This is a genomic window from Mycobacterium sp. UM_WGJ, assembly GCF_000455125.1.
Classification (GTDB): domain Bacteria; phylum Actinomycetota; class Actinomycetes; order Mycobacteriales; family Mycobacteriaceae; genus Mycobacterium.
The window spans coordinates 59,512-86,165 of record NZ_AUWR01000014.1 but is presented as its reverse complement, the minus strand read 5'-3'; the positions used below and the strand labels follow the sequence as shown (position 1 = coordinate 86,165).

Here is a 26,654-nt window from a genome sequence, read left to right as displayed (position 1 = left end):
AACCACCTGGGCGAACTGCCGCCAGTCTGGTGCGGTCGCCAAGCTGTCGCGACGGCCAAATCCGCCGTGAATCCCACAGATTCAGCCACGTGTTCCGAGCTGACGTTTGTCTGAATCTGTGGGATCTGCGGCAGATCAGCCACGGCTGGTTCACCTGCTCACCACCCAGAATGGATGGCGAGTGGCGAGCGGAGAGGAACCCCGATGCCTGAGACCAGACGGCGAATGTTGATCACCGGTGCATCCCGGGGCATCGGGCGGGCAGTGGCCGACCGCCTGGCGGCCACCGGCGTCGAACCGATCGGTATCGCCCGCACGGCACCCCGCGACTTCTCGGGAGCGTTCTATTCGGTAGACCTGGCTGACCGCTCGGCCACCGCGAGCGCCCTGGAGACGATCCTCGCCGACGGCACGGTCGATGCGGTCGTGAACAACGTGGGCTTCGCGCGCTTCGGCCGGATCGGCTCGGTGGACCTCGATCACCTGTTTGAGACCTACGACCTGAATGTTCGCAGTGCCGTACAGGTGGTTCAGGCGGTGTTGCCCGGCATGCTCGACCGCGGCTGGGGCCGCATCGTCAATGTCACCAGCCTGACCACGCGGGGCACTCCGGAACGTACGCCGTATGCGGCGGCCAAGGCGGCGCTGGAAACCTGTACGCGGATATGGGCGCGGGAACTCGCCCAGACCGGAATCACGGTGAACGCGGTGGCGCCCGGCCCCACGGAGACCGAGATGTACCGCGAGCGCAGCCCGGTCGGGTCAGAGCGGGAAAGTGCACTCCTGCAGAACATTCCGATGCGTCGCGTCGGAAAGCCGGCCGAGATCGCCCATGCGATCTGCTTTTTGTTGGACGAAGACGCCGGATACATCACCGGGCAGACCATCGGAGTAGACGGCGGCGGAAGTCTCGCCGGATAAGCACCTGTCGTGAAATGAAAGGAACCAGATCAATGACCAGAGCAGTTGACACCATCGCCGGCGTTGCGATTCCCGACACTGCGCTGGTGCGGGAGACCACCGAGTACATTCGCGACGTCGAAAGCGACCTGCTGTTTCATCATTCCCGCCGGGTTTTCCTCTTTGGGGCGCTGCACGGCCGCCTACGCGGTCTGACGCCCGACTTGGAACTGCTGTACGTGGGGGCGATGTTTCACGATTTGGGCTTGACCGAGCGCTATCGCGATTCGCAACTGCGCTTCGAGGTGGACAGCGCCAACGCCGCCCGCGGCTTCCTGCTGGAGCGCGGCATCGACGAGTCCGATGCTCGCAAAGTCTGGTTGGGTATCGCGTTGCACACCACCCCGGGTGTGCCCGAGTTTTTGGATCCGGAGATCGCACTGGTCACTGCCGGTGTCGAAACCGATGTGCTCGGCATCGGCCGCGCCGAGCTGCCGGCGCATCTGCGCGACGCGGTGACCGATGCGCACCCGCGGCCGGACTTCAAACGCCGGATCCTGCAGGCCTTCACCGAAGGTGTCCGGCACCGCCCGGACAGCACTTTCGGCACGGTGAACGCCGACGTGCTCGCGCACTTCGACCCGTCTTTCGTCCGCGGCGATTTCGTGGAGACCATCCTGGGCAACGGTTGGCCGGAGTAGTGCGGGCAACCGCATTACCGAGGGGTGGGCGCTAGCCCTTTTTGCTGATCAACTTGCCCAGTGCCGCCCGGTCGGATGCCAGCAGCTCGTCGATGCGTGGCTGGTTCACATCCGCGACGATGATCTCGCCGACCTCCTGATTGACGCTGCTGAAGATGCCGTGCTCCTTCATCTTCTCGGTCTGATACAGGTTGTCCTGAGTGGGCGTGACGTAGTGCACCGCCGCAGCCTTGAACCGGTGAATCAGCCACACGTGCGTCAGATCCATCAACCGCTTCTGGCGCAGCTTCTCGGAGAAGGTGTTCTGGTCGCGGACCGTCAAGATGCTACGACCGTGCCGATCCTTGATCGGGTCGACGATCACGTTGGCGAGCTTCTCTTCGCCCTCGCCGTAGATACCGAGTTCCAGCACATCGGATCCGGGACGGGTGGGGCGCAGGTGCACACGCAGCTTCTCGCCGAGCTGATAGTGCTCGGCCCACAGCGCCAGCCAATCCTCCAGCAGCTTCTTGGGCACCTCGGTCTGCACCAAATGCTGATGTTGGGTGGATCCGGCGCCCATCGCCTTGGTGGTGGCGGTGCGGCCCGACGACGCGGCCAGCGCGGCATCGCTGCGCGGCCCGCCGACCAGGGTCTGCGGTGTGCGGTAGGGCGACTCCACCAGTCGCATCTTGCGCTGCAGGCGGGCCAGCGCCAGCATGCCGTCCTGCAACAGGGTGGCCGCGAACTCCTCGGAGGCCACCCCGTCGACCTGGTGGCCGCCGTAGGTGATGAAGTTAAAGACGAAGCCCATCTTGCCGAGCTCGGCGGGGAAGGCCCGCATCTGCTCGTCCGTCATGCCGGTGGTGTCCCAGTTGAACGAGGGGGACAGGTTGTAGGCCAGCATCTGGTCGGGGTATTGGGCGTGGATCGCCTCGGCGAATTCGCGGGCGTCGGCGAGGTCGGCGGTCTTGGTCTCCATCCACAACAGGTCGGCGAAGGGGGCGGCGGCCAGCGACTTGGCGATCGCGTAGGGAATGCCGCCGCGCACCTGGAAGTAACCTTCGGGAGTCTTGGCCCGTTCGCAGTCCCAGCCGGGGTCGGCGTTGAGCTCCGCGGCCCGCTGCCGGGCGGTGTAAAGCGGTGCCCGGGCGGCGAATTCCCGCCACTGCGCGGCGCTCATCTCTTTGGGCTCGCCTTCACGCTCAGCGAACTCGAGCATCTCGGCGACGGCGTCGCCGAACGTCATCAACCCGGCGTCGTTCTGCCACGCTTCGACGAACTTCGATTCGATGTCGTCGAAGAGGCCGTCCACCGAGGTGCGCCCATCACCGCGCCACCCTTCGGCGGCCGTGGTGATCAACGCCGTGATGCCGTTGCGTTCCAGCCAGGCGTCCGCGGCGGCGTACTCGCCCTCGGGCAGGGCGTAGAGCAGGTGACCGTTGATCTCGGTGATGCCGGAGTTGTAGAACTGCCGCGTCATCGCCAGGAAACAGGACTTGTAGGACGGGATCGTCAGGTTCGTGGTGCCCAGGATGAACGGCTGATCACGTTCGTCGCCCCGGCTCTCGACCAGGTTCGCCGCCTCCGCGTCGGTGCGCGCGACGATGATGCCGGGCACGCCCATCAGGTCCAACTGGAATCGGGCGGTGTTCAGCCGCTTGATCTGCTCGTCAGACGGCACCAGCACTTTGCCGCCCTGGTGGCCGCACTTCTTGGTGCCGGGACGCTGATCCTCGATGTGGTAACCCGGGACACCGGCCTCGACGAAGCGCCGGATCAGGTTGCGCACGTGCGGATCACCGCCGTGCCCGGTGTCGGCGTCGGCAATGATGAACGGCCGGTAGTCCACGGCCGGAGTGGCGGCGCGCTGCTCGTCGGTCATTTTCAGGCGCAGGTACTGCTGGTTGCGGTCGGCGGTGAGCAGGGCACGTACCAGTCCGGCCGCCTCGTCGGGAACCTGACTGAGGGGGTAGCTGGCCAGGTCTGGACCCGGGTCTTCGGTGATGGAGCCCTTCGCCGAGGTGGCCCAGCCGCCGAGGTAGATGCCCTCGATGCCGACTCGCTTCATCACCACGGCCTGGCCGGGCGAGTAGGGGCCGAAGGTGGTGATGCTCTTCTTCGCGGCGAACAGCTCACGTAACCGCGCGTAGAACGCGGTCGCTGCTTCGCGCGCCACTATGTAGTCGGAGGGGATGGTGCCGCGTTGTTCGACGACTTGTCGGGCGCTGTAGAGACGGGTGATGCCTTCGAATCGGGGGCTGTCGAAGTATTTCTGCACCGCTGCGACGTCGGCGTCGACATCGCGTTCGACCGGTGTGCTCGCCGTCGGGTTCGTCTCGATCGTCGTCATGGAAATTCGCTCCCTTTCACCCGATTAGACGCGGCGGTCCCAGCTTCGCCTTTCCTTCGTCGAGGCTTGCTGAACCACCGGGTTGATGCGCGTGCTTCCTCCTCGTATTGTGCCGCCGCACGCTGAGCGATAGTTCGGTTTTGTCTACATCTTCAGCACTGCGCCGCTGATGCCGCTGAACTCGCCCGAAGGCAGCGGATCAGACGGCCGAAGTGGCTAAACTCAGGGTTCATGACGTACCGGTCGGACCGGTGGGCAGAACACTGGGAGCAGGCGCCGCGGCCCGCGGTGGTCGGCCGCTGGGCGGCCCGTCGGATGAGCCGGCGCTTCGCCGGGGTGGGCGTCCGCATTCCGCCCGCTCGGCTTCGTCAGATGGCGGTCGGCGCGCCGCTGGCGTCCGCGGAATCGGTCGACTACGCGTTCGCGCTCGCTGCCACCGAGATCAAGCACGAGCTGCGACTGGCCCGGGCGCGGCGCAACCGGCGACGCCTGATGAACGCGCTCATCGTGGCCGGCCTGATGATCGCTTCACTGAATCTGCTGATCTGCATGGGCTACCTGTTCATCAGCCTGGCGCTGCGCGAACCCGCTATGTGACCCATCACCGCACCAACTCCATTGTGGTGGAGTTCCTTTGACGTCCAAGCGCTTCGCCGAACGACTCGGAGACTTAGACTGCGGGCATGACGCGGTCGCAGCGCTCGACGGCCCCTAAGGGACTGGTTCAGATCGAGGAGTGCCTGGACTCCGATGGCGGCATCGTGCTCCCTCCGGGCGACACTTTGATCTCGCTGATCGACCGCAATATCGCCAACGTGGGCGACGCGGTGGCGTTCCGCTACCTCGACTACGCGGGTCCGGTGGAGGGCCAGGAGCTGGAGCTGACCTGGACGCAACTCGGCGAGCGACTGCGCGCCATCGGTGCCCGCCTGCAAGATCGCACGGTTCCCGGCGACCGGGTGGCGATCCTGGCGCCGCAGGGACTCGATTACGTCACCGGGTTCTATGCGGCCGTCAAATGCGGAACCGTCGCGGTGCCGCTGTTCGCTCCCGAACTTCCCGGGCACGCCGAGCGGCTCGACACCGCCTTGCGCGACTCCGCTCCGACGGTGGTGCTGACCACGACCGCGGTGCGCGCGGTGGTCGAGGAGTTCCTGGGCCGGTTGCCACGGTCGTTGCGGCCCGGCGTCGTGGTGATCGACGAGATCCCCAACTCGGCCGGGGAGGCTTTCCTAGACGTCGACATCGACGTCGACGGGGTGTCACACCTGCAGTACACCTCGGGCACCACGCGGCCACCGATCGGTGTGCAGGTAACGCACCGCTCGGTGGGCACCAACCTGCTGCAGATGATCTTGTCGATCGACATGCTGGACCGAAACACGCACGGCCTCAGCTGGTTACCGCTCTATCACGACATGGGGCTGTCGATGATCGGATTTCCGGCGGTCTACGGGGGACACTCCACGCTGATCTCGCCGACGGCATTCATCCGCCGGCCGCAGCGCTGGATCCAGGCGCTGTCGGACGCTTCGCGGCGCGGCCGGGTGGTCACCGCTGCACCGAACTTCGCCTATGAGCTGACCGCGGCGCGGGGCCTGCCGGCGCCGGGCGCCGACATCGACCTGTCGAACGTCGTGATGATCATCGGATCCGAACCGGTGAACATGGCGGCGATCACCACGTTCAACGAGGCGTTCGCGCCCTACGGGTTGCCGGCCACGGCCATCAAGCCGTCCTACGGGATCGCCGAGGCCACCCTGTTCGTGGCCACCATCGCTCCCGATGCGGAGCCGAGCGTGCTGTACCTGGACCGCGATCACCTCGGTGCCGGCCGCGCGGTGCCGGTGGCCGCCGATGCCCCGGGCGCGGTGGCCCAGGTGTCGTGCGGGCAGGTGGCCCGCAGTCTGTCGGCGGTGATCGTCGACGCCGAGGCCGGTGCCGAATTGCCGGACGCCCAGATCGGCGAGATCTGGCTGCATGGCGACAACGTGACCGCCGGCTACTGGGGCCGGCCCGAGGAGACCCGGCACACATTCGGCGCCCGCCTGCGGTCTCGGCTGGACCGCGGCAGCCACGCCGGGGCGACCCCGGCCGACGGCAGGTGGCTGCGCACCGGTGACCTGGGCTTCTATTGCGACGGTGAGCTCTACGTGACCGGCCGCACGGTGGATCTGATGACTTTTGCAGGTCGCGGTCACTATCCGCAGGACATCGAGGCCACGGTGGCGGCGGCCTCCCCGATGGTTCGTGACGGTTATGCGGTCGCGTTCGCGGTGCCGGCCGAGACCGCCGACCAGTTGGTGATCGTCGCCGAGCGCGCGACCGGCACCGGCCGCAAGGATCCCGCGCCGGCGATCGCGGCCATCCGCGCGGAGGTGCAGCGCGTGCATGGGGTGAGCGCCGCCGATGTTCGTTTCGTCCCTGCCGGGGCCATCCCACGCACCACCAGCGGCAAGCTTGGCCGCACCGCGTGCCGCGAACAGTATGTGGCGGGCACGCTCGGTGTGCACTGAAACCGCAGTGTGGGGACCGGCGTCTTGGTTGTGTGCCGGCGGCTCGGCCACCCAGTACGACTTTCGGCCTACGGTGATCCCACGGTCACCGGCAGCGGGGTAGTAGCCGAATCGGTTTCGACGGGCGCGGGCCGGGTCGGCGCCGACCGCGCCCGCCGGATGTTTTGCGGCCACCAGAACCATGGGCCCAGCAGCGCCGCGATCGAGGGCGTCAAGAACGAGCGCACGATCAAGGTGTCGAACAGTAGGCCGAGCCCGATCGTACTGCCGGCCTGACCGATCGAATACAGGTCGCTGGCCGCCATCGACATCATCGTGAAGGCGAACACCAGGCCCGCGGCGGTGACCACCGAGCCGGTGCCGCCGATCGAGCGAATGATCCCGGTCTTGATCCCCGCGCCGATCTCCTCCTGGAACCGGGAGACCAGCAACAAGTTGTAGTCCGAGCCGACCGCCAGCAGGATGATCACCCCGAACACCGGGGCGATCCAGTTCAACGGGAGTCCCAGGATGTGCTGCCAGACCACCACGGTCAGGCCGAATGCCGCGCTCAGCGACAGCAGCACCGTCCCGACGATCACCGCGGAGGCCACCAGTGCCCGGGTGATCAGCAGCATCACGATGAAGATCAGCGTCACCGCCGCCGCGCCGACGATCAGGATGTCGTAGGTCGAGCCGACCTGGATGTCCTTGTACACCGCCGCGGTTCCGGTGAGGTAGAACTTGGCGCCGGTCAGCGGCGTGCCCTTCACCGCGTCGTGCGCGGCGGCCAGCATCGGTTCGACGAAGGCGATGCCCTTCGGCGTGGCCGGGTCGGCGTCGTAGGTGACGATGAACCGCGCCGCCTTACCGTCGGGGGACAGGAACAGCTTGAGGCCCTTCTGGAAATCGGCATTGTCGAAGGCCTCCGGCGGCAGATAGAAGTAGTCGTCGGACTTGGAGGCGTCGAAGGCCCGGCCCATCTCGGTGGCCGTGTCGGTCATCCGCGACATCTGGTTCACCAGGCCGGCGAAGCTCGAATGCATGGTGAGCAGGCTGCCCTGCATGGATTTCGCCACCGCGATCATCGGCTCGAACTGCCCGACCATCTGCGGCATCACCGTGTTCACCTCGGCCATGTCGGCCAGCAGCGGCCGCATGTCCTCGCTGAACTTGTCCATGCCGTCGTAGGCGTCGAAGACCGAGCGGATCGCGTCGCACGCGGGAATGTTCAGGCAGTGCTGCTCCCAATAGAAGTAGTTGCGGATCGGACGCACGACATCGTCGAAATCTGCGATGTGGTCCCGGATCTCGTCGACCGTCGCGGTCACCGTCGCCATGTCGACGCTCATCTTGTCGGTGGCGCTGCTCATCTGGTTGACCAGGTCGCGCAGCCGCACCATGGAGTCGACGGTGGCGCCCAGGTCGTCGCTCATCCTGAGCATGTCGGACAGCCGGTCGTTCATGAACTGCAGGTTCTCCTGGATCGGGACGGCCTGCATGCTGATCTGGAACGGTATCGAGGTGTGGTCGATCGGGCTGCCCAATGGCCGCGTGATGCTTTGCACGCGTTCCACTCCGCGGGTCGCAAAGATGTTCTTGGCGATCCGGTCCAAGATGATCATGTCAGCAGGATTGCGCAGGTCGTGGTCGCTTTCGACCATCAGGACATCGGGGTTCATCCGGGCGGCGCTGAAATGACGTTCGGCCGCGTCGTAGCCGACATTCGCGGGCAGGCTCGCGGGGATGTAGTAGCGGTCGTTGAAGCTGATCTTCATGCCGGGGACCGCCAGCATGCCGGCCAGGGTGACCAACAGCGCCGCCACGAAAACCGCACCGGGCCAACGAACATTGGCGGTTCCGATCCGTCGCCAGCCGCGGCCCTCGGCCCGCCTGGGCTCGAGCAGGCCATGTCGGGTGGCGATCGCGACAATGGCCGGGGCCACGGTGAGCGCACCGGCGATGACCACCAGCAGGCCCAGCGCCGAGGGGACGCCCAGGGCTTTGAAGTAGGACAGCCGGGCGAAATGCAGACACAGTGACGCGCCGGCGATCGTCAGTCCCGAGCCCAAGATGACATGCCAGGTACCGCGAAACATCGTGTACCAGGCGGTCTCGGGGTCTTCGCCGGCATTGCGGGCTTCGTGGTAGCGCCCGATCAGGAAGATCGCATAATCGGTGCCGGCCGCGATCGCCAGCGACGACAGCATCGCAACCACGAACGTCGAAAAGCCTAGTAGGCCATGGTGTCCGAGCAACGCGACCAGGCCGCGTGCGCTGCCCATTTCGAAGCCCACCATCACCAGTGCGAGTGCCACGGTGGCGGCGGAACGGTAGACGATGGCCAGCATGACGATGATGACCACACCGGTCACGGCCATCATCTTGAGCATGCTCTTGTCGGCTGCTTCGGTCATATCAGTGGTCAGTGCCGCTTGTCCCGTGACGTAGGCCTTGACCCCGGCCGGTGCGGGCACCGAGGCGACGATCGCGCGGACCGCGGCCACCGATTGGTTGCCCAACGTGCTGCCCTGATCGCCCGCGGTGTTGATCTGCGCGTAGGCGGCTTTGCCGTCGGTGCTTTGCACGCCCGCGGCGGTGATCGGGTCGCCCCACAGGTCCGCGATGTGCTGGACATGCTCGTGATCGGCGGCCAGTTTGGCGATCACGGTGTCGTAGTAGTGGTGCGCCTCGGGGCCCAGCTCGGTCTCGCCCTCGAGCACCAGCATGACCATGGCGTCGGCGTCGAATTCGTCGAACGTGGCGCCGATGTGCTTGGCGGCGATCATCGACGGCGCGTCCTGCGGCGACATGGTCACCGCGTTCTCGCGGGCCACCGACTCGATCGGCGGAACCAGCACGTTGAGCCCCACGGTCAACAGCAGCCAGAAGATCACCAACGGCCAGGCCAGCCGGCGAACCGCCCGCATATACCCCGGGCGAAGGGTGCCGTGGCCGCTCATGCGCCTTTGACCAGACAGAACACCTGGGCGTGATGCCCGGTGGCCACCTGCTCGTCTTTGACGGCGCCGTTGACCGTGATCCGGCAGCCGATCGCCTCGCCGTCGCCTTGAGCGACCAGGTTGCCGATGACCGACGGACTCGTGGTGGTGATGGTGTGGCTCCAGGGCAGGCCGCTGAACGTCGCCTGCGCGGGCTGGACTTCCCGGTCCAGGTAACTCACCGAACCCGCGACGGTGCCGGCGCCGAAAACCTCATAACGGACTTGCTTTTCGTTGATCGAGTTGATCACCTGCGAGCCGCTGCCGTCCCAGCGGAAGATCTCGTCGGCGCCGAAGACGCTGCGCAGGTTCACGACCGCAAGCGCTCCGACGATCGCCGCCGACGCGACCACGGCCGGCACCCAGGCTCGGCTGACAAACGCGCGCATGCCCATCACCTCTCGATTCCCTGCACTGGCAACTCTTCGTGAATACTATACCCCGTAGGGTATACGAATATTCCTGAAGTACCCGAGGGGGTATGGGGAAGGTGGTCAGTTCACGGCGTGCCGCGCCTGCGCGGCGACGGCTTCGCCGAGCCACCGACGCAGGAAACGGCGCAGCTCGTCGGGGGATCGATCTGGGTCGTTGGGCGCCACGACGAACGAGAGCATGATCCGCAGGGTGAACTCCACGAGTTCGCGCAGCGCGGCTTGGTCGTAGCCGTACTGCTTCCAGTCGACGTCGAACCGCTCGATCATTCGCATCCCGAAGACGCGGGCCTCCTCGGAGGCCATCTCCCGGTTGTGTGCCGAAGACGACGACAACATGGCGCCCAGGTGCGGGGAGCGGGCCACCGCATCCAGGGTGTAGACGGCGCCTTCGGTCAGCGCGTCGGCGGGGTCGCCGATGCCGTGCACGTGGTCGGTGAGCCGGTCGAGGAAGTCATCGACGGAGGCGATGGCCACCGCGCGCATCAGTGCATCGGCGGTGGGGAAGTAGCGATACACCGTCTGGCGGATCACCCCGAGTGAGGCGGCGACGTCGGCCAGCGACACCGCCGAACCGGTCTCGGCGACCAGCTCAACGGCCGCGGCGATGATCCGTCGTCCGGCTTCCTCGTCGGTGTGCGGCGGGTTGCCGCCCCAGCCGCGGCGGCGTGCCATCAGTGACCTGCTTGACAAGCTTGGGGCATCGAACAATCATACGCGAAGACGTCCAGTTGTATGTTTTGAGTTGAGGTGGCGATGACCGACCTGATCGTGCGCAAACTGCGGTTCGCGTTCGCCGAGTACCCCGTCCCGTTCTTGTGGAACGAAGCGAACCCGGCGTTCTCGTCGATGGCCAACGCTGTCTCGCTGCTGGCGATCGGCTTCGAGAAGATGATCGGCGGCATGATCGCCGAGGCGATGCCACTGATCACCGACCCCGTTGTCGCCGAAGAGGCCGACGCGTTCGTGCGCCAGGAGGGTCAGCACTCGATGGCCCACCGCGGCCATGCCAAGGCGCTGGTCAGGGCCTACCCGGGACTCAAGGAAACCGTCGACGAATGCAACGCCATGTTCGACAAGATGGCCGCCGAGAAATCACTGGACTACCGGCTGGCCTACACCGCCGACCTCGAGGCCACCTTCACGCCGGTCTTCAAGCTGATGCTCGACCACGACAACACCCTCTTCGCTCCGGGCGACGACCGGGTGGCGTCACTGTTCTTGTGGCACTTCGTGGAGGAGGTCGAGCACCGCAGCTCCGCGCTGATCATCTACGACCACGTCATCAACGACCCCTGGTACCGGATGCGGATGGCGCCGTCGATCTTCAAACACGTGATGAGTGTGATCAAGGTGGCGTGCGAGGGCTTCAATCGCCACGTTCCCTTGGAAGACCGCAAGGTTGACGCGCTGTCACTGTTCAGCACCTACCGCGCCAAGCAGGCCTGGCGGCGGCGGGTTCCGTTCGGCTGGCCCGCGAAGGAGGGCCCGGTCGCCGATGCCTTCAAACATCTGCCGAAGCGCGAAATGGTCACCGCCGTAACCGGTATCATCCGCAGCCAGCTGCCCAATCACAAACCGGCTCACGAAAAGATCCCGGTCCTGGCCAACGAGTGGTTCGCCCGTTATGACGACGGCTACGACGTGACCAAGTGGTACACCGCTGAGGAGAAGAGCGCCTGATGCCCGACTTGTGTACCCCGACATTCGAGCGCCTCGCCGAGTCGCTGGGCTTCTCCTGCGGTGAGGCCGGCGGATTGCTGGAATTCCGCAACCCCTTGCAGCTGGAGAATTGGACGCTGCCGGTTCTGGAGATCACCGTGATCACCGGGGCCGTGCTGGCGCTGATCTACGCCATCATCCGGTACCGCCGCGGCGATGCCACCAACTTGGCGCTGTGGTTCGGGGCGATCGCCTACCTGCTGATCATCGAACCGCCGCTGTATTTCCCGGGCGCGTTCGGCATCGCCGATCATGTCGACACGATGTTCGCGCACAACCTGTTCACCGTCGAGTTCATGTGGGGCCGGCTCCCGCTGTACATCGTCGCGATCTATCCGATGATGGCCACCATCTCTTTCGAGATCGTCCGGATCCTGGGCGTGTTCCGCCGCTACGGAACGATCGTCGGGGCCATCTGCGTGGGCTTCGTCCACCACGCGTTCTACGAGATCTTCGACCACCTCGGCCCGCAGCTGCGCTGGTGGGAATGGTCGGTGGACAACCCGCTGAACCAACCCATGTTCACCTCGGTGCCGATGGGCAGCGTCGTGGTGTTCGCGGCGCTCTGGCCGGCCTCGCTGGCCTTCTGTGTCCAACTGCTGGTCGGTCGCCAGGTCGATCACGGCCGGAGATTCGCCTGCCTGCAGGTGTTGTGGCGAACGATCGTCATCGGCGTCCTGGCCTCGCTCGGTACCGGCATCCTGCCGCTGCCGGCGACCCTGCTTGGTGCCGCTACCGGCGGCAGGCTGATCGGGATCGCTTACGCCGTAGAGCTTCTCGTCATCGCCGCGGTGGCCATTCCGGTGTTGATCATTCAGTGGCGGCGCTTGCGGCTGAATTCTTCTGCCGCCGGCCGCTACGACAACCCGCTGATGGTCCGCTACGCCGCGGCGTATCTGTCCGTCATGACGGTGCTGTGGTTGACGGCCCTGCCGGCCTACCTGGATGCCTCGGGCGGGGTGACCGCTAACGGCGACCCGGTGGGATGCCTGTGGTACGTGGTGCTGTGTTTCGTGGTGGCCTCCTTGAGCGTGGTGGCCGCAGCGACCGTCCCGCCGGTCCTGGAGCCGCACCAGGAGCCCGAGCCGGTGGCCGCCGGGCGCTGAGCTCGGCGACTGCGGCCCGCCGTGGACGCTGATTGACGCGCTTGGCAGACTGTTGCCATGGCGCAGATCACGTTAAAGGGAAACCAGATCAACACCGTAGGCGAGTTGCCGGCCGTCGGTTCGGCAGCACCGGCGTTCAGCTTGACCGGAACCGACCTGAGCGTGGTGGACAGCGGGCAGTTCGCCGGCAAGCCGGTCCTGCTGAACATCTTCCCGTCGGTCGACACCCCGGTCTGTGCGACCAGCGTGCGGACCTTCAACGAGCGGGCGGCCGCCGGTGGGGCCGTACTGTGCGTCTCCAACGACCTGCCGTTCGCCCTGAAGCGGTTCTGCGGTGCCGAGGGCATCGAGAACGTCACCAGTGCCTCGGGCTTCCGGGACAGCTTCGGTGCCGACTACGGGATCACCATCGCCGATGGCCCACTGGCCGGCCTGCTGGGCCGGGCGATCGTGGTGATCGGCGCAGACGGCAACGTCGCCTACACCGAACTGGTGCCGGAGATCGGCCAGGAGCCGAACTACGACGCGGCGCTGGCCGCGCTGACCGGGGCCTGAGCCCCGCCCGGCGGTTCAGCGAGCCTCGACGGAGAAGAGGCGAAGCTGGGACCGCCGCATGGACCCAGCCGCTCGGGAGGTCAGCGGCCCCGCCACTGCGGCGGCCGCTGCTCCCGCCAGGCCTGTAGTCCCTCGGCCACGTCGTCGGTCGCTGCGGCGACCTTGCGCATCGTTTCGCCGAACCGCACGGCGTCGATCCAGCTCATGTCGGTGCTGCGCCACGCCACTTCCTTGGTGGCTCGCTGGGCCAGGGGAGCGGCCTTGGTGAGGGTGCGTGCCCAAGCTCGGGCCGTCTCCTGCACAGCGCCGGGCTCGACGAGTTTCCACACCAGGCCGATGTCCTTGGCGCGTTGCGCGCTCATCGGCTCCCCGGTCAACAGCAGCTCCATCGCGTTGGCCCAGCCCACCCGCTGCGGCAGCCGGATCGCCCCGACGATGGTCGGCACGCCGAGGGTCACCTCCGGGAACCGGAAGACCGCATCGGTGCCGGCGATGATGAAGTCGCAGAACAACAGTCCGGTGAGGCCGTATCCCACGCACGGGCCGTGCACGGCGGCGATGGTCGGCTTGAAGAGTTCCATACCGGATTCGAACGAGTTGATCGTGGGCTTCTCCCAGAACGTGCCGGGAAAGGTGCCGACCGCGCCCGCCGAGTCCTTGAGATCGGCGCCGGCGCAGAACACGTCGCCTTCGGCGGTGAGAATCCCGACCCAGGCGTCCTCGTCGGCGCGAAACCGGTCCCAGGCGGCGTTGAGATCGGTGCGCATCGCCCCATTGATGGCATTGCGGGCCTCGGGCCGGTTCAGGGTGATGGTCGCGATGTGATCGTGGCACTCATAGGTGACCAGGGGCGTGGCGCGCATTTCTGCACCGTACCGTCGGAGGGGTGCGATGGATTGTCGACGCGATGAACGTGATCGGTGCGCGTCCGGACGGCTGGTGGAAAGACCGCCACGCCGCCATGGCCCGTCTGACCCGACAGCTGGAATCTTGGGCGCCGGCGCAAGACGGGCAGGTCACGGTGGTCTTCGAAAAGCCGCCGTCGCCGCCCATCGAATCGGACGTCATCACGATCGCAGCGGCGCCGCGACCCGGGGTCAACTCCGCCGACGATGAGATCGTGCGGCTGGTCCGGGCCGACGACCGACCGCAGGACATCACCGTGGCGACCTCCGATCTCGCCCTGGTGGAGCGAGTCACTTCGGCGGGCGCGGCCACCTTCCCGGCGGCACGTTTCCGCAGGCTCATCGAGGAGCGGTGATGCACCGCACCGGAGAAGCCGTGGCCAGCACCGGAATCCTGGTCGCCGCGATCCGGGCCAAAGAATCCGCGCGCGATGACGCGCTGTTCGCCGATCCGTTTGCGGACAAGCTGGCGGGGGAGGCCGGCCGTCGGATGCTGGAGGCGGCCATCGCCAACTCCGGTGACCAGTCGACCTGGCAGATTGTGGTCCGTACCCGCTTCTGGGATGAGGCCTTACTTCGTTCCGGACTCACTCAGGTGGTCATCCTGGCGGCCGGCATGGACGCCCGGGCATACCGGCTGGCCTGGCCAGCACACACCACCGTCTACGAAGTGGATCAGCCAGCGGTGATAGCGAGCAAAGCCGAGCTGCTGGCCGACGATGCACCGCGGTGCCGCCGGGTGCCGCTCGGTATCGATCTTGCCGAGGACTGGCCTGCCGCCCTGGAGGCCGCGGGCTTCGACGCGACCGCTCCCAGCGTCTGGCTCATCGAGGGGCTGCTGCAATACCTCGACGAGGCCGCGGTACGGGACCTGTTCGCCCGCGTCGACGCGTTGTCGGCACCCGGCTCGGTGCTGTTGTACGACGTGGTCGGCAAGTCGCTGCAGGAAGCGCCGTCGATGGCGCCGTTGCTGCAGTCCATGGCGCAGCAGGGCTCACCGTGGCTGTTCGGCACCGACGCTCCCGGAGAGCTCGCCGAACGACACGGTTGGTCGGCGGTGGTGACCGATGTGGCCGAGCCCGGCAATATGTGGAACCGCTGGTTTCCGTCGGTCACCGCAGGGGCTGGGCCGGACGCGCCGCGCGGCTACTTCGTGGAAGCGCAGCGCTAGCCGGCCGCGCTGGCCCCCGCGCGGCGTCCGGCGAACACACAGTCCGCGATGGACAACCCGCTGACGTAGGACTGCGAGGCAATGCCGATCGCGGTGCGGCCGGCGCTGTAGAGCCCCGGGATCGGATTGCCCACGGCATCGACCACCTCGCCGGTGTCCTCTGAGACCCGGACGCCACCGAGGGTGAGCATCGGGGTGGGGCGTAAGACGTTGGTCCGCACCGAGATATCCATCAGAGTGAAGGGCCCCTGATCGATGCGCCGGCAAAAATCGGCGGGTTTGCCGGCCGGGTCTTCGGAGCCGGAGTCGATCGCCTCGTTGTGCGCCGTGACGGTGGCCTGCAGGCCCTCGGCGTCGATGCCGGCGGCGCGAGCCACCTCGGCCAGCGTGGCGCCCCGCACCGCCGCACCGAAGATCAGCGCGGCGCCCTGCGCCCGCTGGAACCACAGCGTCTGGGTCAACAGTTGGCGGCGGGCCTCCGACATCAGGCGGGCGTCGGCCAGGATCCAGCCCTGACCGCCGTGGTTCTTCACCATCGCCTGTCCGACCGCGGCGCCGTAGCGGGACTCGTCGATCACCCGCCGGCCGTCGGCGTCGACGATGATCGCGGAGATGAAGGCGCTCGGGGGTGTGATGAATTTCCACACCGAGACGTTGTCCATCCGGTCGGTCACCGCGCCGACGCTCTGGGCCAGCGCGATACCGCTGCCGTCATCGCCGCTGGTGCCCAGGGGCAGGCCGCCGTCGAACTCCGGCGCGTAGCGCTTGCGCCACTCGGTGTTGGCGATGAAACCGCCGGCGCAGAGGATCACCCCGCGGCGCGCGATGATCTCGACGGTCTGGCCGTAGCGCTGTGCCAGCTTGGCCAGTCGCCGGTCCATCGCCGCGCGCAGCGGCGGGTAGTAGACACCCGGTTTCGACGAGAGCGCCGCCAGGCGGGCGTAGCGGCGCTGGATCCGGCGGGGCGCCTGACCCATGGTGGTGGCCCGCACGCCGGTCACCCGGCCGGACGGATCTTGCAGCAGTTCGGTGACTTCTGTGTGCGGGCGGAAGTCCACACCGAGCTTGCGGGCCGCCTCGGCCAGTGGCGCATAGATCTTCTTGCCGGACGTGCCTTTTCCGTAGGCGCGGTGACCGCGCTGCACCGGCGGGGTGTGAGCGCGGAAGGCCCCGGCGTTCTCACTGCCCGAGTGGTACAGGTAGTAGCGGTTGTTCGGAAAGGACGTCTTGTAGGGACACAGGCCGGAGTTGAACGGCACCCCGCGAGCCCGCAGCCAGTCGATCATCTCCGGGCTGCCGTCGACGAAGCGCTTCAGCGTCTCCGGCCGGACCGCGTCGCCGACCTCCAGACGCAGGTAGTCCAGCATCTGTTCGGCGGTGTCGTGCACCCCGGCGTCCTTCTGGACCGACGTGCCGCCGCCGGCGTAGATGATCCCGCCGGAGATCGCGGTGGCACCGCCGCCGTTGGCACGGTCGACGGCGATGACCTCGGCGCCCAGTTCGCGGGCAGTGATCGCGGCAGCGGTACCGGCCGCGCCGTACCCGACGATGACGACGTCGGTCGTCACGCTGGTGCTGGTCATGCGCTCTCCCTTGATGACGTGAGCTGAACGGCCCTCAATCTAACAGTCGCTAGTCCCCGGCTTGCGGAGGTGACCAGCGGTGATCAGTCTGCCCACGTGCCAAAGCGAAACGTGTTCTAGGTGTCCGGGGACGCTCCGATCGGCCGCCCTGCACGGTTCGCGGCGGCGCACGGGAGAAGATGAACGGCATGGCTGTTCGGTTGCGGCGCCTGGCCGCCTCCCTGGTTGTCACGTTCGGCTGCGCGATGACGGCGGCGCTACCCGCCGGCGCGGCACCGGGGGTGGATCCGGCGGCGTTGGCCGCCGACCTGGTCGCGGCCGATCAGGCGTTGCGGAATACCTCGTCGCCCGAGCAGGTGCTGGCGGCCGCGGCCCGCCGCCAACAGGTCGCCTACCGCACCCTCGGCGCGCACCCGGAGTGGGATGCGATCGCCCGGCCGCAGATCCCGCCGGCGCTGCTCGACGTCTACGACCGCAACATCGATGCCCGCCGGCAACTCATGGCGCTCACCGACCCGAAGCCCACCATGCCGCCCTGGCGGGTGGTCCCTCCGGTCCCGGCGAACGAATTGCTGGCCAGCTACCGGGCGGCCGAGGCCGCATCCGGGGTGCCGTGGAACTACCTGGCGGCGATCAACTTCGTCGAGACCGGCTTCGGCCGCATCAACGGGGTCAGCGATGACGCCGCCCAGGGGCCGATGCAGTTCCTGCCGTCGACGTTCGCGGCCTACGGCAACGGGGGAGACATCCACTCTCCGCGCGATGCCATCATGGCGGCCGGTCGTCTGTTGGCCGCCAACGGTTTTGCCACCAATCGGGACAAGGCGATCTGGAATTACAACCATTCCGACCACTACGTGCGGGCGGTCAACGACTACGCCGCGGTCATCGGCGGTGATCCGGCCGGGTTCGCCAGCTACTACCGCTGGGACACCTACTACCGGACCACCGCCGGTGATCTGCTGCTGCCGATCGGCTATGTCTCGACGTCGCGGATTCCGGTGGCGGAGTATCTGGCTGCGCACCCGCAGTGATCGCTCAGCGCTGTTGGGCCCGCCACTTGTCCAGTACCCGGCGATCCCGTTTGGTCGGCCGCCCGGCGCCGCGGTCCCGGGTGGCCATCGCGGTGGCGGAGGCCGGTGGGGGCGGCGGAGTCCGATCCAGGTAGCAGGTCACCGCGTCGGCCGCACCGACCCGCTTCTGAATCACCCGCAGCACCTCGACGATTCGGGTGCGATCGCCCACCAGAGCACTGACCACGTCGCCGGGTGAGACCGTGGTCGCCGGCTTGGCCGGGCGGTTGTTCACCCGCACATGTCCGCCGCGGCATGCGGCCGCGGCATCCGGCCGGGTCTTGGTGATCCGCACCGCCCACAGCCACCGATCCACCCGGCTCGATTCCATGGCGTCCCGGGCTCAGCGTGAGGCGTTGAGGATCTTGATCGCGAAGACGAGCGTGTCGCCGGGAAGGATGCCGGCGGCAGGCTGGCCCTCGGGGTAGCCGTCGGCGGGCACCATCGCGACCGCCACGGTCGAGCCGATCTTCTGGCCCGCAATGGCCTTCTGGAATCCCGGGACCACGCGGTCCAATCCGAAGTCGACCGGTTTGCCTCGTTCGTAGCTGCTGTCGAACACCGACCCGTCACGTCCGTTGACGCCCATGTAGCAGACCGAGACCGTCGCGTGGTCACCGACGACGCGACCGTCGCCAGCGTGCAGCGTGTGCACCTCGGTCTGGGCCACCTTGAACGGCCCCTTCACGACGACGCTCGGCGCGGCCGAGTTCGTGGAGCCGGTCACCGCGACGCTGCCGGTGACACCTTTCAACGTCCAGTCCGCGGCCACGTCTTCAGCCGGTGGCGTGGAGGGGCAGGCGGTGACGGTTTCGCCGTTCGGGGGCAGGAACAGGTCGGTGACCGACGACGTCTTCGACGACGAGGTGCTGTCCGAGCCGCCGCAACCGGCGAGCGCCGCCGCCACCGAGGCGATACCGGCGGCGAGTACGACGAATCGAGGCATACGCGAATTCACCTTGGCCACGCTACAGCCCGGCCTGGTGGCGTGGGCCCGGCGGCGTTATCCGGCGATCTTCACCACGAGCTTGCCGACGTTCTTGCCGTCGAACAGCATGTTGATCGCGGTCGGCAGCTGCTCGAAGCCCTCGACGACGGTCTCCAGCGGGGTGAGCTTGCCGGCGGCGATCAGCTCGGAGATCTCGGCGTTGGCCTCCGGTGCCTGAAGGAAGTGATCGAGGACGATGAAGCCCTTGAGGGTGGCGCGCTGGATCAGCAGGTTGCCGAACGCGCGCGGTCCGGGCGGCGGATCGGTCTCGTTGTAACCCGAGATCAGCCCGCAGAGCGCGATCCGCGCGCCGACGTTCACCCGGGCGAAGATCGCATCCATGATGTCGCCGCCGACGTTCTCGAAGTCGACGTCGATGCCGTCGGGCGTCGCGGCGGCAAGCTGGCGGGCCCAGTCGTCGGCGCGGTAGTCCACCGCCGCGTCAAAACCGAGTTGATCGGTGAGCAGCGCGCATTTCTCCGGTCCGCCGGCGATTCCGACGACCCGGGCGCCGCCGGCTTTGGCGAGCTGACCGGCCACCGAACCGACCGCGCCGGCTGCCGCTGAGACGACGACGGTCTCACCGGGCTTCGGCTTGCCGATGTCGCGGATCCCGATCCACGCGGTGAGCCCGGTCATGCCGAGTGCGCCCAGGTAGGCGCTGGGGGAGACGCCGTCGGCAACCTCGACCGGGAACAACGGCATGGTGTCGGAGACGACCACGTACTCCTGCCAGCCGGTCAGGCCCTGAACGGTCTGGCCGACCGGATAATTCGGGTTGTTCGACGCGATGACGACGCCGAGGCCGGCGGCGCGCATGACCTCGCCGATGCCGACCGGCGGCAGGTACGACGGAGTGTCGTTGATCCACATCCGGTTGGTCGGGTCCAGCGAGATCCAGTTGACCCGCACCAGCGCCTCGCCGTCGCCGATCTCCGGCACCGCCTGCTCGCTGAGTTCGAAGGTGTCCGGGCCGATGCGGCCGGTTGGGCGTTCGCGGAGAAGGAAGCGGCGGTTGCGATCGGTCATGAGCGCACGCTACCGGATGCGGACGACCCTGGCAATGATTGCTAAATCAGTTGGGGGACAATGCAAGACAGATTCATATGTTGCCTGTGAACGTTCGCAGTCCCTGCACGTGGGCGGCGGGACCGGTCAGCTCGACGTCGGCTCGCGCCTGGCGCCCCGCCAACCAGCGAACCAGGTTTGCCGGCGTCCCCTGCACCAGCACCGCCTGGTGCGTCCGGGGGCCTACGTAGGCCAGAACGTCGCCAGCGTCGGTGCTGGCTCTGATCGCCGTGCCGCCGGGCAGCTTTGCGTGCTGATAGCGCAGCAGTGGGGCAATGGCCTGTCGCAGTGTTTCCGGCGCCGGATGGTCGGCGCCGTTGGCGGCGGCCAGGTCATCGTGATGGGTCCAGTACTCGAACAGCGTGAGCGGCGCTACCCGTGATCCCAGCAGCAGGCGCGGCAGTGGGCGTCGCAGCCGGTCGATCAGCTCGGTGAAGCCGTAGCGGTGCTCACGGCGAATTGCGAACTCCACCAACCGCGGTGGCGCCGGAACCGCGATTCCGCGCGTCACCAGCGATCGCGCGATGAACGTCGAGAAGCCCCCCAGGCGTTCCTCGGCGGCCAGGTGGGCCGCAAGGTCTCGCGCGGTCCACGACCCGCACCCGGCGGGCGCCGAGGCCCCGGCGGCACTCAACGAGTTCGTGAGTGCCGCCCGTTCCGCCTCGATGTCCTCGGCGAGCGCCACCGCCGATCAGCCTGAGGCGCCCAGGATCTTGATCGCGAACACGAGGGTGTCGCCCTGCCGGATCCCGGCGCTGGGCTGGCCGTCGGGGTAGCCGTCGGCAGAGGTCATGGCCACCGCGACGGTGGATCCGACTGTTTGACCGGCGATCGCCTTCTGGAATCCGGGGATGACGCCGTCGAGCGGGAAGTCCACCGGAGCGCCGCGCTTGTAGCTGCTATCGAACACCGACCCGTCTCGTCCGTTGACGCCCATGTAGCAGACGGACACCTTGGCCGTGGCCGGGACCACCGGGCCGCTGCCGGCCTGCAAGGTGTGCACTTGGGTTGACGTCACGCTGAACGGCGCCGAGACGTCCACCCGGGGCGCGGCCGTTTCGGTCGACCCGGTGACTGCGACGCTGCCGGTGGCCCCGGTCAGCGTCCACTCCGGCGCGCCGCCGGCCGGTGCGGCGGTGGGGCAGGTGTCGGCGGCGGAGGCCGTCCCTGCCGCCGCGACGGGCAGGGCGATGGCCGCGAGACTGGCCGCAACAGCAACGAATGAGTGCATCCGAGTGGGTTTCACGCCCGCCACGTTACAGGCCGCGTCGGGCACGACCTGCGATCCGATGACAGGCGCAAAGTAGTCCCGTCAGCAGGGACTCGGCACGTAGTCTCACCCAGGTGCACATTGACGTCATGGCCCTGCCCCAGCCGTTGGCCAAGGCCGGCGACCTGGCCCGCAACACCCAAAAGGCGGGTTTTTCCGGTCTGCTGTTCACCGAAGCCGGTCGCACGGCGTATCTGAATGCCGCGATCGCATCTCAGTCCGCTCCTGGTCTTGAGCTGTCGACCGGTGTCGCGGTGGCCTTTCCCCGCAGTCCGTTCGTCACGGCGGCCACCGCGTGGGAGCTGCAGGAGGCGACCGGCGGCAACTTCCGGCTGGGCCTCGGCACCCAGGTGCGTACCCATGTGGTGCGGCGTTACGGCGCGGCGTTCGACCATCCCGGCCCACGGCTGCGCGACTACGTGCTGGCGGTCAAGGCGTGCTTCGCCGCCTTCCGAACCGGAAAGCTGGATCATCACGGAGACTTCTACGAGCTGGACTTCATCACCCCGCAGTGGAGTGCGGGGCCGATCGACGCACCCGACCCCAAGGTTGACGTCGCGGCGGTGAATCCGTGGATGCTGCGGATGGCCGGCGAAGTGGCTGACGGCGTGCACGTTCACCCGCTCAGCGAGCCCGGCTACCTGGCGCGTCACGTGGTGCCGAAGCTGGCCGAAGGCGCCGCGAAGGCCGGCCGCTCCCCGTCGGAGGTCGCCGTGATCGTGCCCGCGATGACGATCGTCGGCGACAGCGATGAAGAGCGGCACAAGGAGCGGGAACTGGTGCGGGCCAGTCTGAGCTTCTACGGGAGCACCCCGAATTACGCCTTCATCTGGGATGAGGCAGGGTTCGACGGCACCACCGCCCGGATCCGTGAGAAGCAGAAGGCCGGCGACTTCGCCGGGATGGCCGCGCAGATCAGCGACGAGCACCTTGCCGCGTTCGCCACCGAGTCGACGTGGGATGAGTTGGCAGACAAGCTGATCGGCAAGTACGGGGGAGTCGCGACGCGCCTGGTCCTGTACAACGCGCTCGGCGATCCGGGGCGTTTCGAGCGATACGGCGAGATCGCCCAGCGGATTTCGGCCGGGCCGCACACCCTTCAGGAGCGTTGAGAGGTAGTGCCGTGCTGATCGGGTTGGCCGCAGCGCTGTTGGCCTGTTTCGGCTATGGGGTTGCCTCGGTCCTGCAGGCCTATGGTGCACGTAGTTCTGCTGCAGGGGAGGGCGCCGTCGCCACCCCAGACGGTCGGCCGACGCTGCGCTCGACCGCCAACGCGGTGCTGACCACGGCGTTCATCGCCGGGATGGTCCTCGACGTCATCGGTTTCGTCGGCAACATCGTCGCGGCGCGGCTGATACCGCTGTTTCTGTCGCAGACCATCATCAGCGCCAATCTGGTCGTCACCGCGGTGCTCGGCATAGCCGTGCTCGGCGTTCGCCTCCGCCGCCGCGATTGGGTGGCGATCGCGACGGTGATTGTGTCACTGTGCGTCTTGGGGTTAAGCGCTGGTCAGGCCGGTACAGACACGTCGGGATCCGGGCTGCACTGGGCGCTGATGTTGCTGGCGATGCTGATCGCCGTGCTCGGGGTTGGTCTCATGCGCCTGCTGGGAGCCCGCGTCGCCATCGCCGCCGGATTGGTCGCCGGTGTCCTCTATGGCGTGATGGCCATCGCGGTGCGGGTGGTCGACGGCGTCGATCCGCTGAACTTGCCAGTGCTGCTGAAGGACCCGGCGTTCTGGGCGATCGCCATTGCCGGAGCCGGGGGCTTCTACCTGTTTACCGTTGCTTTGCAGCTGGGTTCGGTGAACGGCGCCGTTGCCGCTCTGGTCGTCGGCGAGACGGTGATGCCCGGCGTCGTCGGCGTGCTACTGCTCGGGGATACCGCACGAGCCGGGCTGGGCTGGCTGGTGGCGTTGGGGTTCTGCACCGCGGTCGCAGGTGCGGTGGCCGTCGCCATATTCGGTGCGGCCGCCCATGGGGAGGCGACCAATCCGGCCGAACGCCGTCACGGCCTGGCGGTCTTCCAGGGCTGCTCGTTGCGCCGCTGCCGCTCTCGCTCGTTGGCTTGGTCCTTCACCCAGAAGTCCTCGAAACGTTCTCCGGGGTGCACGTTCGGCAGTCGATTCATCAGGTTGGACAGGCCGCGTGGGGGTCTCGCCGGCTCCCATTGGGGAACCACCACACTGAGCGCAGCAAGGCTCTTCAGCACGACGAATACCGTGAACAATGTCCCCGGGGCGTTCGTCGCGGCGATCCCGGCGAATCCGAGCAGCAGCGTCATATGCACGACCATGACGCGGCCCAGGCCGGCGTTGGCAGCGGTCTCGATATCCCGGAAGGACCAACGGCGCAGATCGACCAGATCGGTGAGGAATTCCATCGTCAGGAACAGCAACACCCCCAGGCATCCCCAGCCGACGCTGCGCCAATCCAGATCGATCATCGCGAGCTCGGGCGCACGGTTGTGAATCAGCAGCGCGAGGATGGCCGCCAGGAACACGCCATGGGCTGCGCAGAACACCAGGCTGATCAGGGCGAAGCCGCTCAAGAACGACGAATTGGACGGGCCGCCGGTTCCAGGGCCGCGGTAGCGGAAGTGCCCGTACTTGGGGTTCAGGCGTTGGTGCACAGCGATGCGGGCTATCACCAGCAGACACATTGTGACGTTCTCGAACCAGTACACGACCACGGTCGTTGCGCCCGACCAATGTTGGCCGAACCAGCCGAACGCCGGGACCGCGATGACGCCGAGGACGGCGAACAGATGCAAGGCCGAGAATTTAGAGCGCCGCCGTGAATGCTGCCCCGATTCAGGGCCCGACTCAGGCAGGGTCACGCCTCGACCGACCGACGCTGGCGAACCATTGCATGATCATGGTCGCTTCGAGCTCATCTGCGGGCGAGGTTCACAAACTTTCGGCTCGTGCTCGTGCGCCGTCCAGCACCGCTTCGATCTCGTCCCAGGTGCCACGGATGATCTCGGCCACCGGCAGAAGATCGATGATCCGGGACGACACCTGGCCGGTGTTGGCGACGCTGGCCTCCATGTCGCCGTCGAAGTACAGTTCGGTGATCTTTCCCAGCAGCCGTGAATCCGGTTCGTGTGCAGCGACTCTGGCGGCCAGCCCGGTACGCAGCACCCGCATGGTCGGATTTCCGGGAACGTCGAGCAGCACAGTGCCCGAATCGTTGGCGGCCACGATCGCGTCCTTGAAGTTCGCGTGCACCGCGGATTCGTGGCTGGCCAGCATCCGGGTGCCCATCTGCACGCCCTCGGCGCCCAGCACCAGCGCCGCCGCAGCCGAGCGCGCATCGCAGATGCCGCCGGCGGCGATGATCGGCAGGTCAACGTTTTCGGCGACCAGGGGGAGCAGCACCATGGTCGAGGCGCCCAGCAGTGACTTGAAGCCGCCGCCTTCGACGCCCTCGACCACCAGCGCGTCGACACCGGCGTCGGCGGCCTTGAGAGCGCCCTTGAGAGAGCCGACCACGTGGACCACCGTCATGCCGGCGTCGTGCAGCGGTTTGGTGAACAAGGCCGGGTCGCCGGCGGAGGTGAAGACGTGGCGCACGCCGGCTTCGGTCAGGGTCTCGACAATCGACAGGTCGCTCTTCCAGCCCTGGATCATGAGGTTGGCCGCCACCGGTTTGTCGGTCAGCTCACGCACCCGCTGTAGGTCGGCACGGCCTTCGGGGGTGAGGGTCTCGATCACACCGAGCCCGCCCGCCTCGGAAACCGCCGCGGCGAGTTCGGCGCGCGCGATGTAGGTCATCGGGGCCTGGACGACGGGGTAGGCAACCCCGAGCAGGGATTGGATGCGGTTGGCCACGGCCTATTCAAGCACCCGCGCCGCCCGCACCGTGGATCACCAGGAGCGTGCTATGAGGCCTCGGCCCGCGCGTTGGGAGCGCTGCCCTCCAGCAGGACCCGTGCGACGAGCTCGGGGTCGTCGGCCATGGGCACGTGACCGCACCCGGGCAGTCGAATGTGGCGGGCCTGGGGCAGCCGCTTCTCGGCGATGCGCGCTTGGTAGGGCAGCAGGATCCGGTCACGTGCGGCCCATGCGACGGTGACCGGAATGTCGGCCGGGATCGCCCGGTCGAACACTTTGGCTGCCGGGAAGATCTTCTTCATGGCGGGAATGGCCCGCCGCATGCCGTTGAGGTCGCCCACGAATTCGTCGGCCGGGATCCGCTCGGGGTGGGCGGAGACCACCCCACCCATCATGTGCCTCGCGCGCGGCGAACGCGCGAGCCTCGGCACCACGGGTGCCAGCAGGCGGGCGCTGGTCGTCAGGCAGGTGAAGACCAGCCGGATGTAGGCGAAGTCGAGGGCGTTGTGCCAGTAAGCCGCGGGGGACAACACCGTCGCACTCGAGACCAGGTTGTCTGCGGCGGCCTCCATCGCGATCCGGCCGCCCAGAGAGTTGCCGGCGATGTGCGGACGCTCGAGCCCCAGCTGGTCCAAGAGCCCGACCAGTTCTTCGCGCAGGGTTCCCTGTACGTCGTCGTTGCGCACCACAAAGTCATGCGATTCGCCGTGGCCGGGCAGATCGAAGAGCACGACGGTGCGGTGATCGGTCAGGTGCTCCAGCACCGGATACCAGGCCTGCCTGCGGTGCGTGATCCCGTGGACCAGCACCAAGGGCTCACCGGTTCCATGGATCTCGTACTTCAACATGTCGGTGCTCCTTGTCGCGGACGGCGATCTCGCCCCTGCGCAACGGTAGCCCTCTTGGAGGTCCGGTGGGGACCGGGGACGGAATCTGTGACGACGTCGAGCGACGTCACGTGACGGTTTCAGTTGAGCAAAGGTCCTGCAGGCTACCGGCGGCGACAGGGACGACGATGCCCGTTCGGCTTTAGTGTTGGCTGCTATGGCCGTATTCCGCAGTCACGTGAAGCGCTGGTGCACAGCGCTTCACCTTGCTGTGGCGGCAGCGATGGTGGTGATCCTCGGATTCGCTACCACCGCCGTGGCTCATGCGGCTGCGGCCACCGCGACGTTGTCGGTGACTTCGACATGGCAGACCGGCTTCATCGCCCGCTTCACCATCACCAACTGGAGTGCGGTGCCGATGACCGATTGGCGCCTTGAATTCGATCTGCCGGCCAATGAATCCATCTCGCACGCGTGGAGCAGCACCGTTGGCCGATCCGGCACGCACTATGTGCTGGCTCCGGTGAATTGGAATCGGATCATCGCGCCGGGCGGATCCGCTACCGGTGGTTTCCGAGGCGTGCTGTCCGGGACGTACTCACCACCGGTGAATTGCATGCTCAACAGGCAGTTTCGCTGCACGTAGCGGACTGTGGACGCACTCGCGGCCGGTCTAGTTGTTGGTGGTTG

The 26,654-nt window shown here is 67.2% G+C and carries 26 protein-coding genes and 1 pseudogene; 13 read left to right on the top strand and 14 right to left on the bottom strand.

Features of this window, described 5'->3' with window-relative positions:
• Window positions 1-204 precede the first annotated feature (204 nt).
• On the top strand, window positions 205-921 hold the full coding sequence (locus tag N416_RS0106560; protein WP_036457404.1) for an SDR family oxidoreductase: 717 nt from the start codon (window positions 205-207) through the stop codon (window positions 919-921).
• A 32-nt stretch (window positions 922-953) separates the two neighbouring features.
• The gene (locus N416_RS0106555; RefSeq protein WP_024441321.1) at window positions 954-1,601 is read left to right on the top strand and encodes an HD domain-containing protein; all 648 of its coding nucleotides are present in this window, start codon (window positions 954-956) and stop codon (window positions 1,599-1,601) included.
• A 31-nt stretch (window positions 1,602-1,632) separates the two neighbouring features.
• Here N416_RS0106555 and aceA read toward each other — a convergent pair whose 3' ends face one another.
• Window positions 1,633-3,933 carry an isocitrate lyase ICL2 gene (gene aceA, locus N416_RS0106550; protein ID WP_024441320.1) on the bottom strand — a complete coding sequence of 767 codons (2,301 nt, stop codon included), beginning with the start codon at window positions 3,931-3,933 and terminating at the stop codon, window positions 1,633-1,635.
• Window positions 3,934-4,164: 231 nt separating this feature from the next.
• On the opposite strand from aceA, the gene N416_RS0106545 reads away from it, so the two are divergent.
• Together N416_RS0106545 and N416_RS0106540 are read left to right on the top strand one after the other, a co-directional pair.
• On the top strand, window positions 4,165-4,530 hold the full coding sequence (locus N416_RS0106545; protein WP_024441319.1) for a hypothetical protein: 366 nt from the start codon (window positions 4,165-4,167) through the stop codon (window positions 4,528-4,530).
• An 86-nt stretch (window positions 4,531-4,616) separates the two neighbouring features.
• The gene (locus tag N416_RS0106540; protein WP_024441318.1) at window positions 4,617-6,449 is read left to right on the top strand and encodes a fatty acyl-AMP ligase; all 1,833 of its coding nucleotides are present in this window, start codon (window positions 4,617-4,619) and stop codon (window positions 6,447-6,449) included.
• A 68-nt stretch (window positions 6,450-6,517) separates the two neighbouring features.
• On the opposite strand, the gene N416_RS0106535 is transcribed toward N416_RS0106540, so the two are convergent.
• The 3 genes from N416_RS0106535 to N416_RS0106525 all read right to left on the bottom strand — a co-directional run bounded on the left by N416_RS0106535 (window position 6,518) and on the right by N416_RS0106525 (window position 10,536).
• Complete coding sequence (locus N416_RS0106535) at window positions 6,518-9,391, bottom strand: RND family transporter (RefSeq protein ID WP_024441317.1); 2,874 nt, start codon at window positions 9,389-9,391, stop codon at window positions 6,518-6,520.
• Complete coding sequence (locus tag N416_RS0106530; protein ID WP_024441316.1) at window positions 9,388-9,819, bottom strand: MmpS family transport accessory protein; 432 nt, start codon at window positions 9,817-9,819, stop codon at window positions 9,388-9,390. Before N416_RS0106530 ends, N416_RS0106535 begins: the two co-directional genes overlap by 4 nt.
• 105 nt (window positions 9,820-9,924) lie before the next feature.
• A complete protein-coding gene (locus N416_RS0106525) occupies window positions 9,925-10,536 on the bottom strand; it encodes a TetR/AcrR family transcriptional regulator (RefSeq protein WP_024441315.1) in 612 nt (203 codons plus the stop codon).
• Window positions 10,537-10,617: 81 nt separating this feature from the next.
• Between N416_RS0106525 and N416_RS0106520 the strand changes: the two genes are divergently transcribed.
• The 3 genes from N416_RS0106520 to tpx are packed head-to-tail and all read left to right on the top strand — an operon-like array spanning window position 10,618 to window position 13,244.
• Window positions 10,618-11,544, top strand: a complete 927-nt coding sequence (locus N416_RS0106520; RefSeq protein ID WP_024441314.1) for a metal-dependent hydrolase — start codon at window positions 10,618-10,620, stop codon at window positions 11,542-11,544.
• A complete protein-coding gene (locus N416_RS0106515; protein ID WP_024441313.1) occupies window positions 11,544-12,689 on the top strand; it encodes a hypothetical protein in 1,146 nt (381 codons plus the stop codon). Before N416_RS0106520 ends, N416_RS0106515 begins: the two co-directional genes overlap by 1 nt.
• A 57-nt stretch (window positions 12,690-12,746) precedes the next feature.
• Window positions 12,747-13,244 (top strand): thiol peroxidase, encoded by a 498-nt coding sequence (tpx, locus tag N416_RS0106510; RefSeq protein ID WP_024441312.1) that lies wholly within the window; start codon window positions 12,747-12,749, stop codon window positions 13,242-13,244.
• A gap of 80 nt (window positions 13,245-13,324) precedes the next feature.
• Here the strand turns inward: tpx and N416_RS0106505 are convergent, their stop codons facing one another.
• Window positions 13,325-14,107 (bottom strand): enoyl-CoA hydratase/isomerase family protein, encoded by a 783-nt coding sequence (locus N416_RS0106505; RefSeq protein WP_036457399.1) that lies wholly within the window; start codon window positions 14,105-14,107, stop codon window positions 13,325-13,327.
• A gap of 23 nt (window positions 14,108-14,130) precedes the next feature.
• Here N416_RS0106505 and N416_RS0106500 point away from each other — a divergent pair, with 23 nt between their 5' ends.
• Together N416_RS0106500 and N416_RS0106495 are read left to right on the top strand one after the other, a co-directional pair.
• A complete protein-coding gene (locus N416_RS0106500) occupies window positions 14,131-14,505 on the top strand; it encodes an NYN domain-containing protein (protein ID WP_024441310.1) in 375 nt (124 codons plus the stop codon).
• Entirely contained in the window at window positions 14,505-15,320 is an 816-nt protein-coding gene (locus N416_RS0106495) for an SAM-dependent methyltransferase (RefSeq protein ID WP_024441309.1), read from the top strand. The genes N416_RS0106500 and N416_RS0106495 overlap by 1 nt, the downstream gene beginning before the upstream one ends.
• Here N416_RS0106495 and N416_RS0106490 read toward each other — a convergent pair.
• On the bottom strand, window positions 15,317-16,903 hold the full coding sequence (locus N416_RS0106490) for an FAD-binding protein (RefSeq protein ID WP_024441308.1): 1,587 nt from the start codon (window positions 16,901-16,903) through the stop codon (window positions 15,317-15,319). The two genes, N416_RS0106495 and N416_RS0106490, sit on opposite strands and share 4 nt — an antisense overlap.
• 245 nt (window positions 16,904-17,148) lie before the next feature.
• Between N416_RS0106490 and N416_RS0106485 the strand changes: the two genes are divergently transcribed.
• Window positions 17,149-17,937 carry a lytic transglycosylase domain-containing protein gene (locus N416_RS0106485; protein WP_231384001.1) on the top strand — a complete coding sequence of 263 codons (789 nt, stop codon included), beginning with the start codon at window positions 17,149-17,151 and terminating at the stop codon, window positions 17,935-17,937.
• A gap of 4 nt (window positions 17,938-17,941) precedes the next feature.
• Here the strand turns inward: N416_RS0106485 and N416_RS0106480 are convergent, their stop codons facing one another.
• The 5 genes from N416_RS0106480 to N416_RS0106460 form a co-directional block, all read right to left on the bottom strand.
• Window positions 17,942-18,307 (bottom strand): RNA-binding S4 domain-containing protein, encoded by a 366-nt coding sequence (locus tag N416_RS0106480; protein WP_024441306.1) that lies wholly within the window; start codon window positions 18,305-18,307, stop codon window positions 17,942-17,944.
• 12 nt (window positions 18,308-18,319) lie between these two features.
• Window positions 18,320-18,922 (bottom strand): FKBP-type peptidyl-prolyl cis-trans isomerase, encoded by a 603-nt coding sequence (locus N416_RS0106475; RefSeq protein ID WP_024441305.1) that lies wholly within the window; start codon window positions 18,920-18,922, stop codon window positions 18,320-18,322.
• 57 nt (window positions 18,923-18,979) lie between these two features.
• Complete coding sequence (locus tag N416_RS0106470) at window positions 18,980-19,993, bottom strand: NADP-dependent oxidoreductase (protein ID WP_024441304.1); 1,014 nt, start codon at window positions 19,991-19,993, stop codon at window positions 18,980-18,982.
• A 73-nt stretch (window positions 19,994-20,066) separates the two neighbouring features.
• Window positions 20,067-20,717: a maleylpyruvate isomerase family mycothiol-dependent enzyme gene (locus N416_RS0106465; protein WP_024441303.1), complete on the bottom strand. Its 651-nt coding sequence runs from the start codon at window positions 20,715-20,717 to the stop codon at window positions 20,067-20,069.
• A 6-nt stretch (window positions 20,718-20,723) separates the two neighbouring features.
• Window positions 20,724-21,263, bottom strand: a complete 540-nt coding sequence (locus N416_RS0106460) for an FKBP-type peptidyl-prolyl cis-trans isomerase (protein ID WP_036457426.1) — start codon at window positions 21,261-21,263, stop codon at window positions 20,724-20,726.
• 113 nt (window positions 21,264-21,376) lie between these two features.
• Between N416_RS0106460 and N416_RS0106455 the strand changes: the two genes are divergently transcribed.
• Window positions 21,377-22,414, top strand: a complete 1,038-nt coding sequence (locus tag N416_RS0106455) for a TIGR03617 family F420-dependent LLM class oxidoreductase (protein WP_024441301.1) — start codon at window positions 21,377-21,379, stop codon at window positions 22,412-22,414.
• 11 nt (window positions 22,415-22,425) lie between these two features.
• Window positions 22,426-23,280 (top strand): annotated as a pseudogene (locus N416_RS21365) (hypothetical protein); the annotation flags it as partial.
• Window positions 23,281-23,309: 29 nt separating this feature from the next.
• Here the strand turns inward: N416_RS21365 and N416_RS23760 are convergent.
• The 3 genes from N416_RS23760 to N416_RS0106440 form a co-directional block, all read right to left on the bottom strand.
• Window positions 23,310-24,140 carry a DUF6498-containing protein gene (locus N416_RS23760; protein WP_369797571.1) on the bottom strand — a complete coding sequence of 277 codons (831 nt, stop codon included), beginning with the start codon at window positions 24,138-24,140 and terminating at the stop codon, window positions 23,310-23,312.
• Window positions 24,141-24,210: 70 nt separating this feature from the next.
• Window positions 24,211-25,134, bottom strand: a complete 924-nt coding sequence (locus tag N416_RS0106445) for a nitronate monooxygenase family protein (RefSeq protein WP_024441299.1) — start codon at window positions 25,132-25,134, stop codon at window positions 24,211-24,213.
• A gap of 50 nt (window positions 25,135-25,184) precedes the next feature.
• Window positions 25,185-25,985, bottom strand: coding sequence for an alpha/beta fold hydrolase (locus tag N416_RS0106440; RefSeq protein ID WP_024441298.1), 801 nt, complete (start codon window positions 25,983-25,985; stop codon window positions 25,185-25,187).
• A gap of 196 nt (window positions 25,986-26,181) precedes the next feature.
• On the opposite strand from N416_RS0106440, the gene N416_RS0106435 reads away from it, so the two are divergent.
• A complete protein-coding gene (locus tag N416_RS0106435; RefSeq protein WP_024441297.1) occupies window positions 26,182-26,610 on the top strand; it encodes a cellulose-binding domain-containing protein in 429 nt (142 codons plus the stop codon).
• Window positions 26,611-26,654 lie beyond the last annotated feature (44 nt).

Bases quoted from the DNA above. Each gene is read 5' to 3' on its own strand.
- N416_RS0106560 (WP_036457404.1), top strand. From the start codon at position 205: ATGCCTGAGACCAGACGGCGAATGTTGATCACCGGTGCATCCCGGGGC.
- N416_RS0106555 (WP_024441321.1), top strand. From the start codon at position 954: ATGACCAGAGCAGTTGACACCATCGCCGGCGTTGCGATTCCCGACACT.
- aceA (WP_024441320.1), bottom strand. From the start codon at position 3,933: ATGACGACGATCGAGACGAACCCGACGGCGAGCACACCGGTCGAACGC.
- N416_RS0106545 (WP_024441319.1), top strand. From the start codon at position 4,165: ATGACGTACCGGTCGGACCGGTGGGCAGAACACTGGGAGCAGGCGCCG.
- N416_RS0106540 (WP_024441318.1), top strand. From the start codon at position 4,617: ATGACGCGGTCGCAGCGCTCGACGGCCCCTAAGGGACTGGTTCAGATC.
- N416_RS0106535 (WP_024441317.1), bottom strand. From the start codon at position 9,391: ATGAGCGGCCACGGCACCCTTCGCCCGGGGTATATGCGGGCGGTTCGC.
- N416_RS0106530 (WP_024441316.1), bottom strand. From the start codon at position 9,819: ATGCGCGCGTTTGTCAGCCGAGCCTGGGTGCCGGCCGTGGTCGCGTCG.
- N416_RS0106525 (WP_024441315.1), bottom strand. From the start codon at position 10,536: ATGGCACGCCGCCGCGGCTGGGGCGGCAACCCGCCGCACACCGACGAG.
- N416_RS0106520 (WP_024441314.1), top strand. From the start codon at position 10,618: ATGACCGACCTGATCGTGCGCAAACTGCGGTTCGCGTTCGCCGAGTAC.
- N416_RS0106515 (WP_024441313.1), top strand. From the start codon at position 11,544: ATGCCCGACTTGTGTACCCCGACATTCGAGCGCCTCGCCGAGTCGCTG.
- tpx (WP_024441312.1), top strand. From the start codon at position 12,747: ATGGCGCAGATCACGTTAAAGGGAAACCAGATCAACACCGTAGGCGAG.
- N416_RS0106505 (WP_036457399.1), bottom strand. From the start codon at position 14,107: ATGCGCGCCACGCCCCTGGTCACCTATGAGTGCCACGATCACATCGCG.
- N416_RS0106495 (WP_024441309.1), top strand. From the start codon at position 14,505: ATGCACCGCACCGGAGAAGCCGTGGCCAGCACCGGAATCCTGGTCGCC.
- N416_RS0106490 (WP_024441308.1), bottom strand. From the start codon at position 16,903: ATGACCAGCACCAGCGTGACGACCGACGTCGTCATCGTCGGGTACGGC.
- N416_RS0106485 (WP_231384001.1), top strand. From the start codon at position 17,149: ATGACGGCGGCGCTACCCGCCGGCGCGGCACCGGGGGTGGATCCGGCG.
- N416_RS0106480 (WP_024441306.1), bottom strand. From the start codon at position 18,307: ATGGAATCGAGCCGGGTGGATCGGTGGCTGTGGGCGGTGCGGATCACC.
- N416_RS0106475 (WP_024441305.1), bottom strand. From the start codon at position 18,922: ATGCCTCGATTCGTCGTACTCGCCGCCGGTATCGCCTCGGTGGCGGCG.
- N416_RS0106470 (WP_024441304.1), bottom strand. From the start codon at position 19,993: ATGACCGATCGCAACCGCCGCTTCCTTCTCCGCGAACGCCCAACCGGC.
- N416_RS0106460 (WP_036457426.1), bottom strand. From the start codon at position 21,263: ATGCACTCATTCGTTGCTGTTGCGGCCAGTCTCGCGGCCATCGCCCTG.
- N416_RS0106440 (WP_024441298.1), bottom strand. From the start codon at position 25,985: ATGTTGAAGTACGAGATCCATGGAACCGGTGAGCCCTTGGTGCTGGTC.
- N416_RS0106435 (WP_024441297.1), top strand. From the start codon at position 26,182: ATGGCCGTATTCCGCAGTCACGTGAAGCGCTGGTGCACAGCGCTTCAC.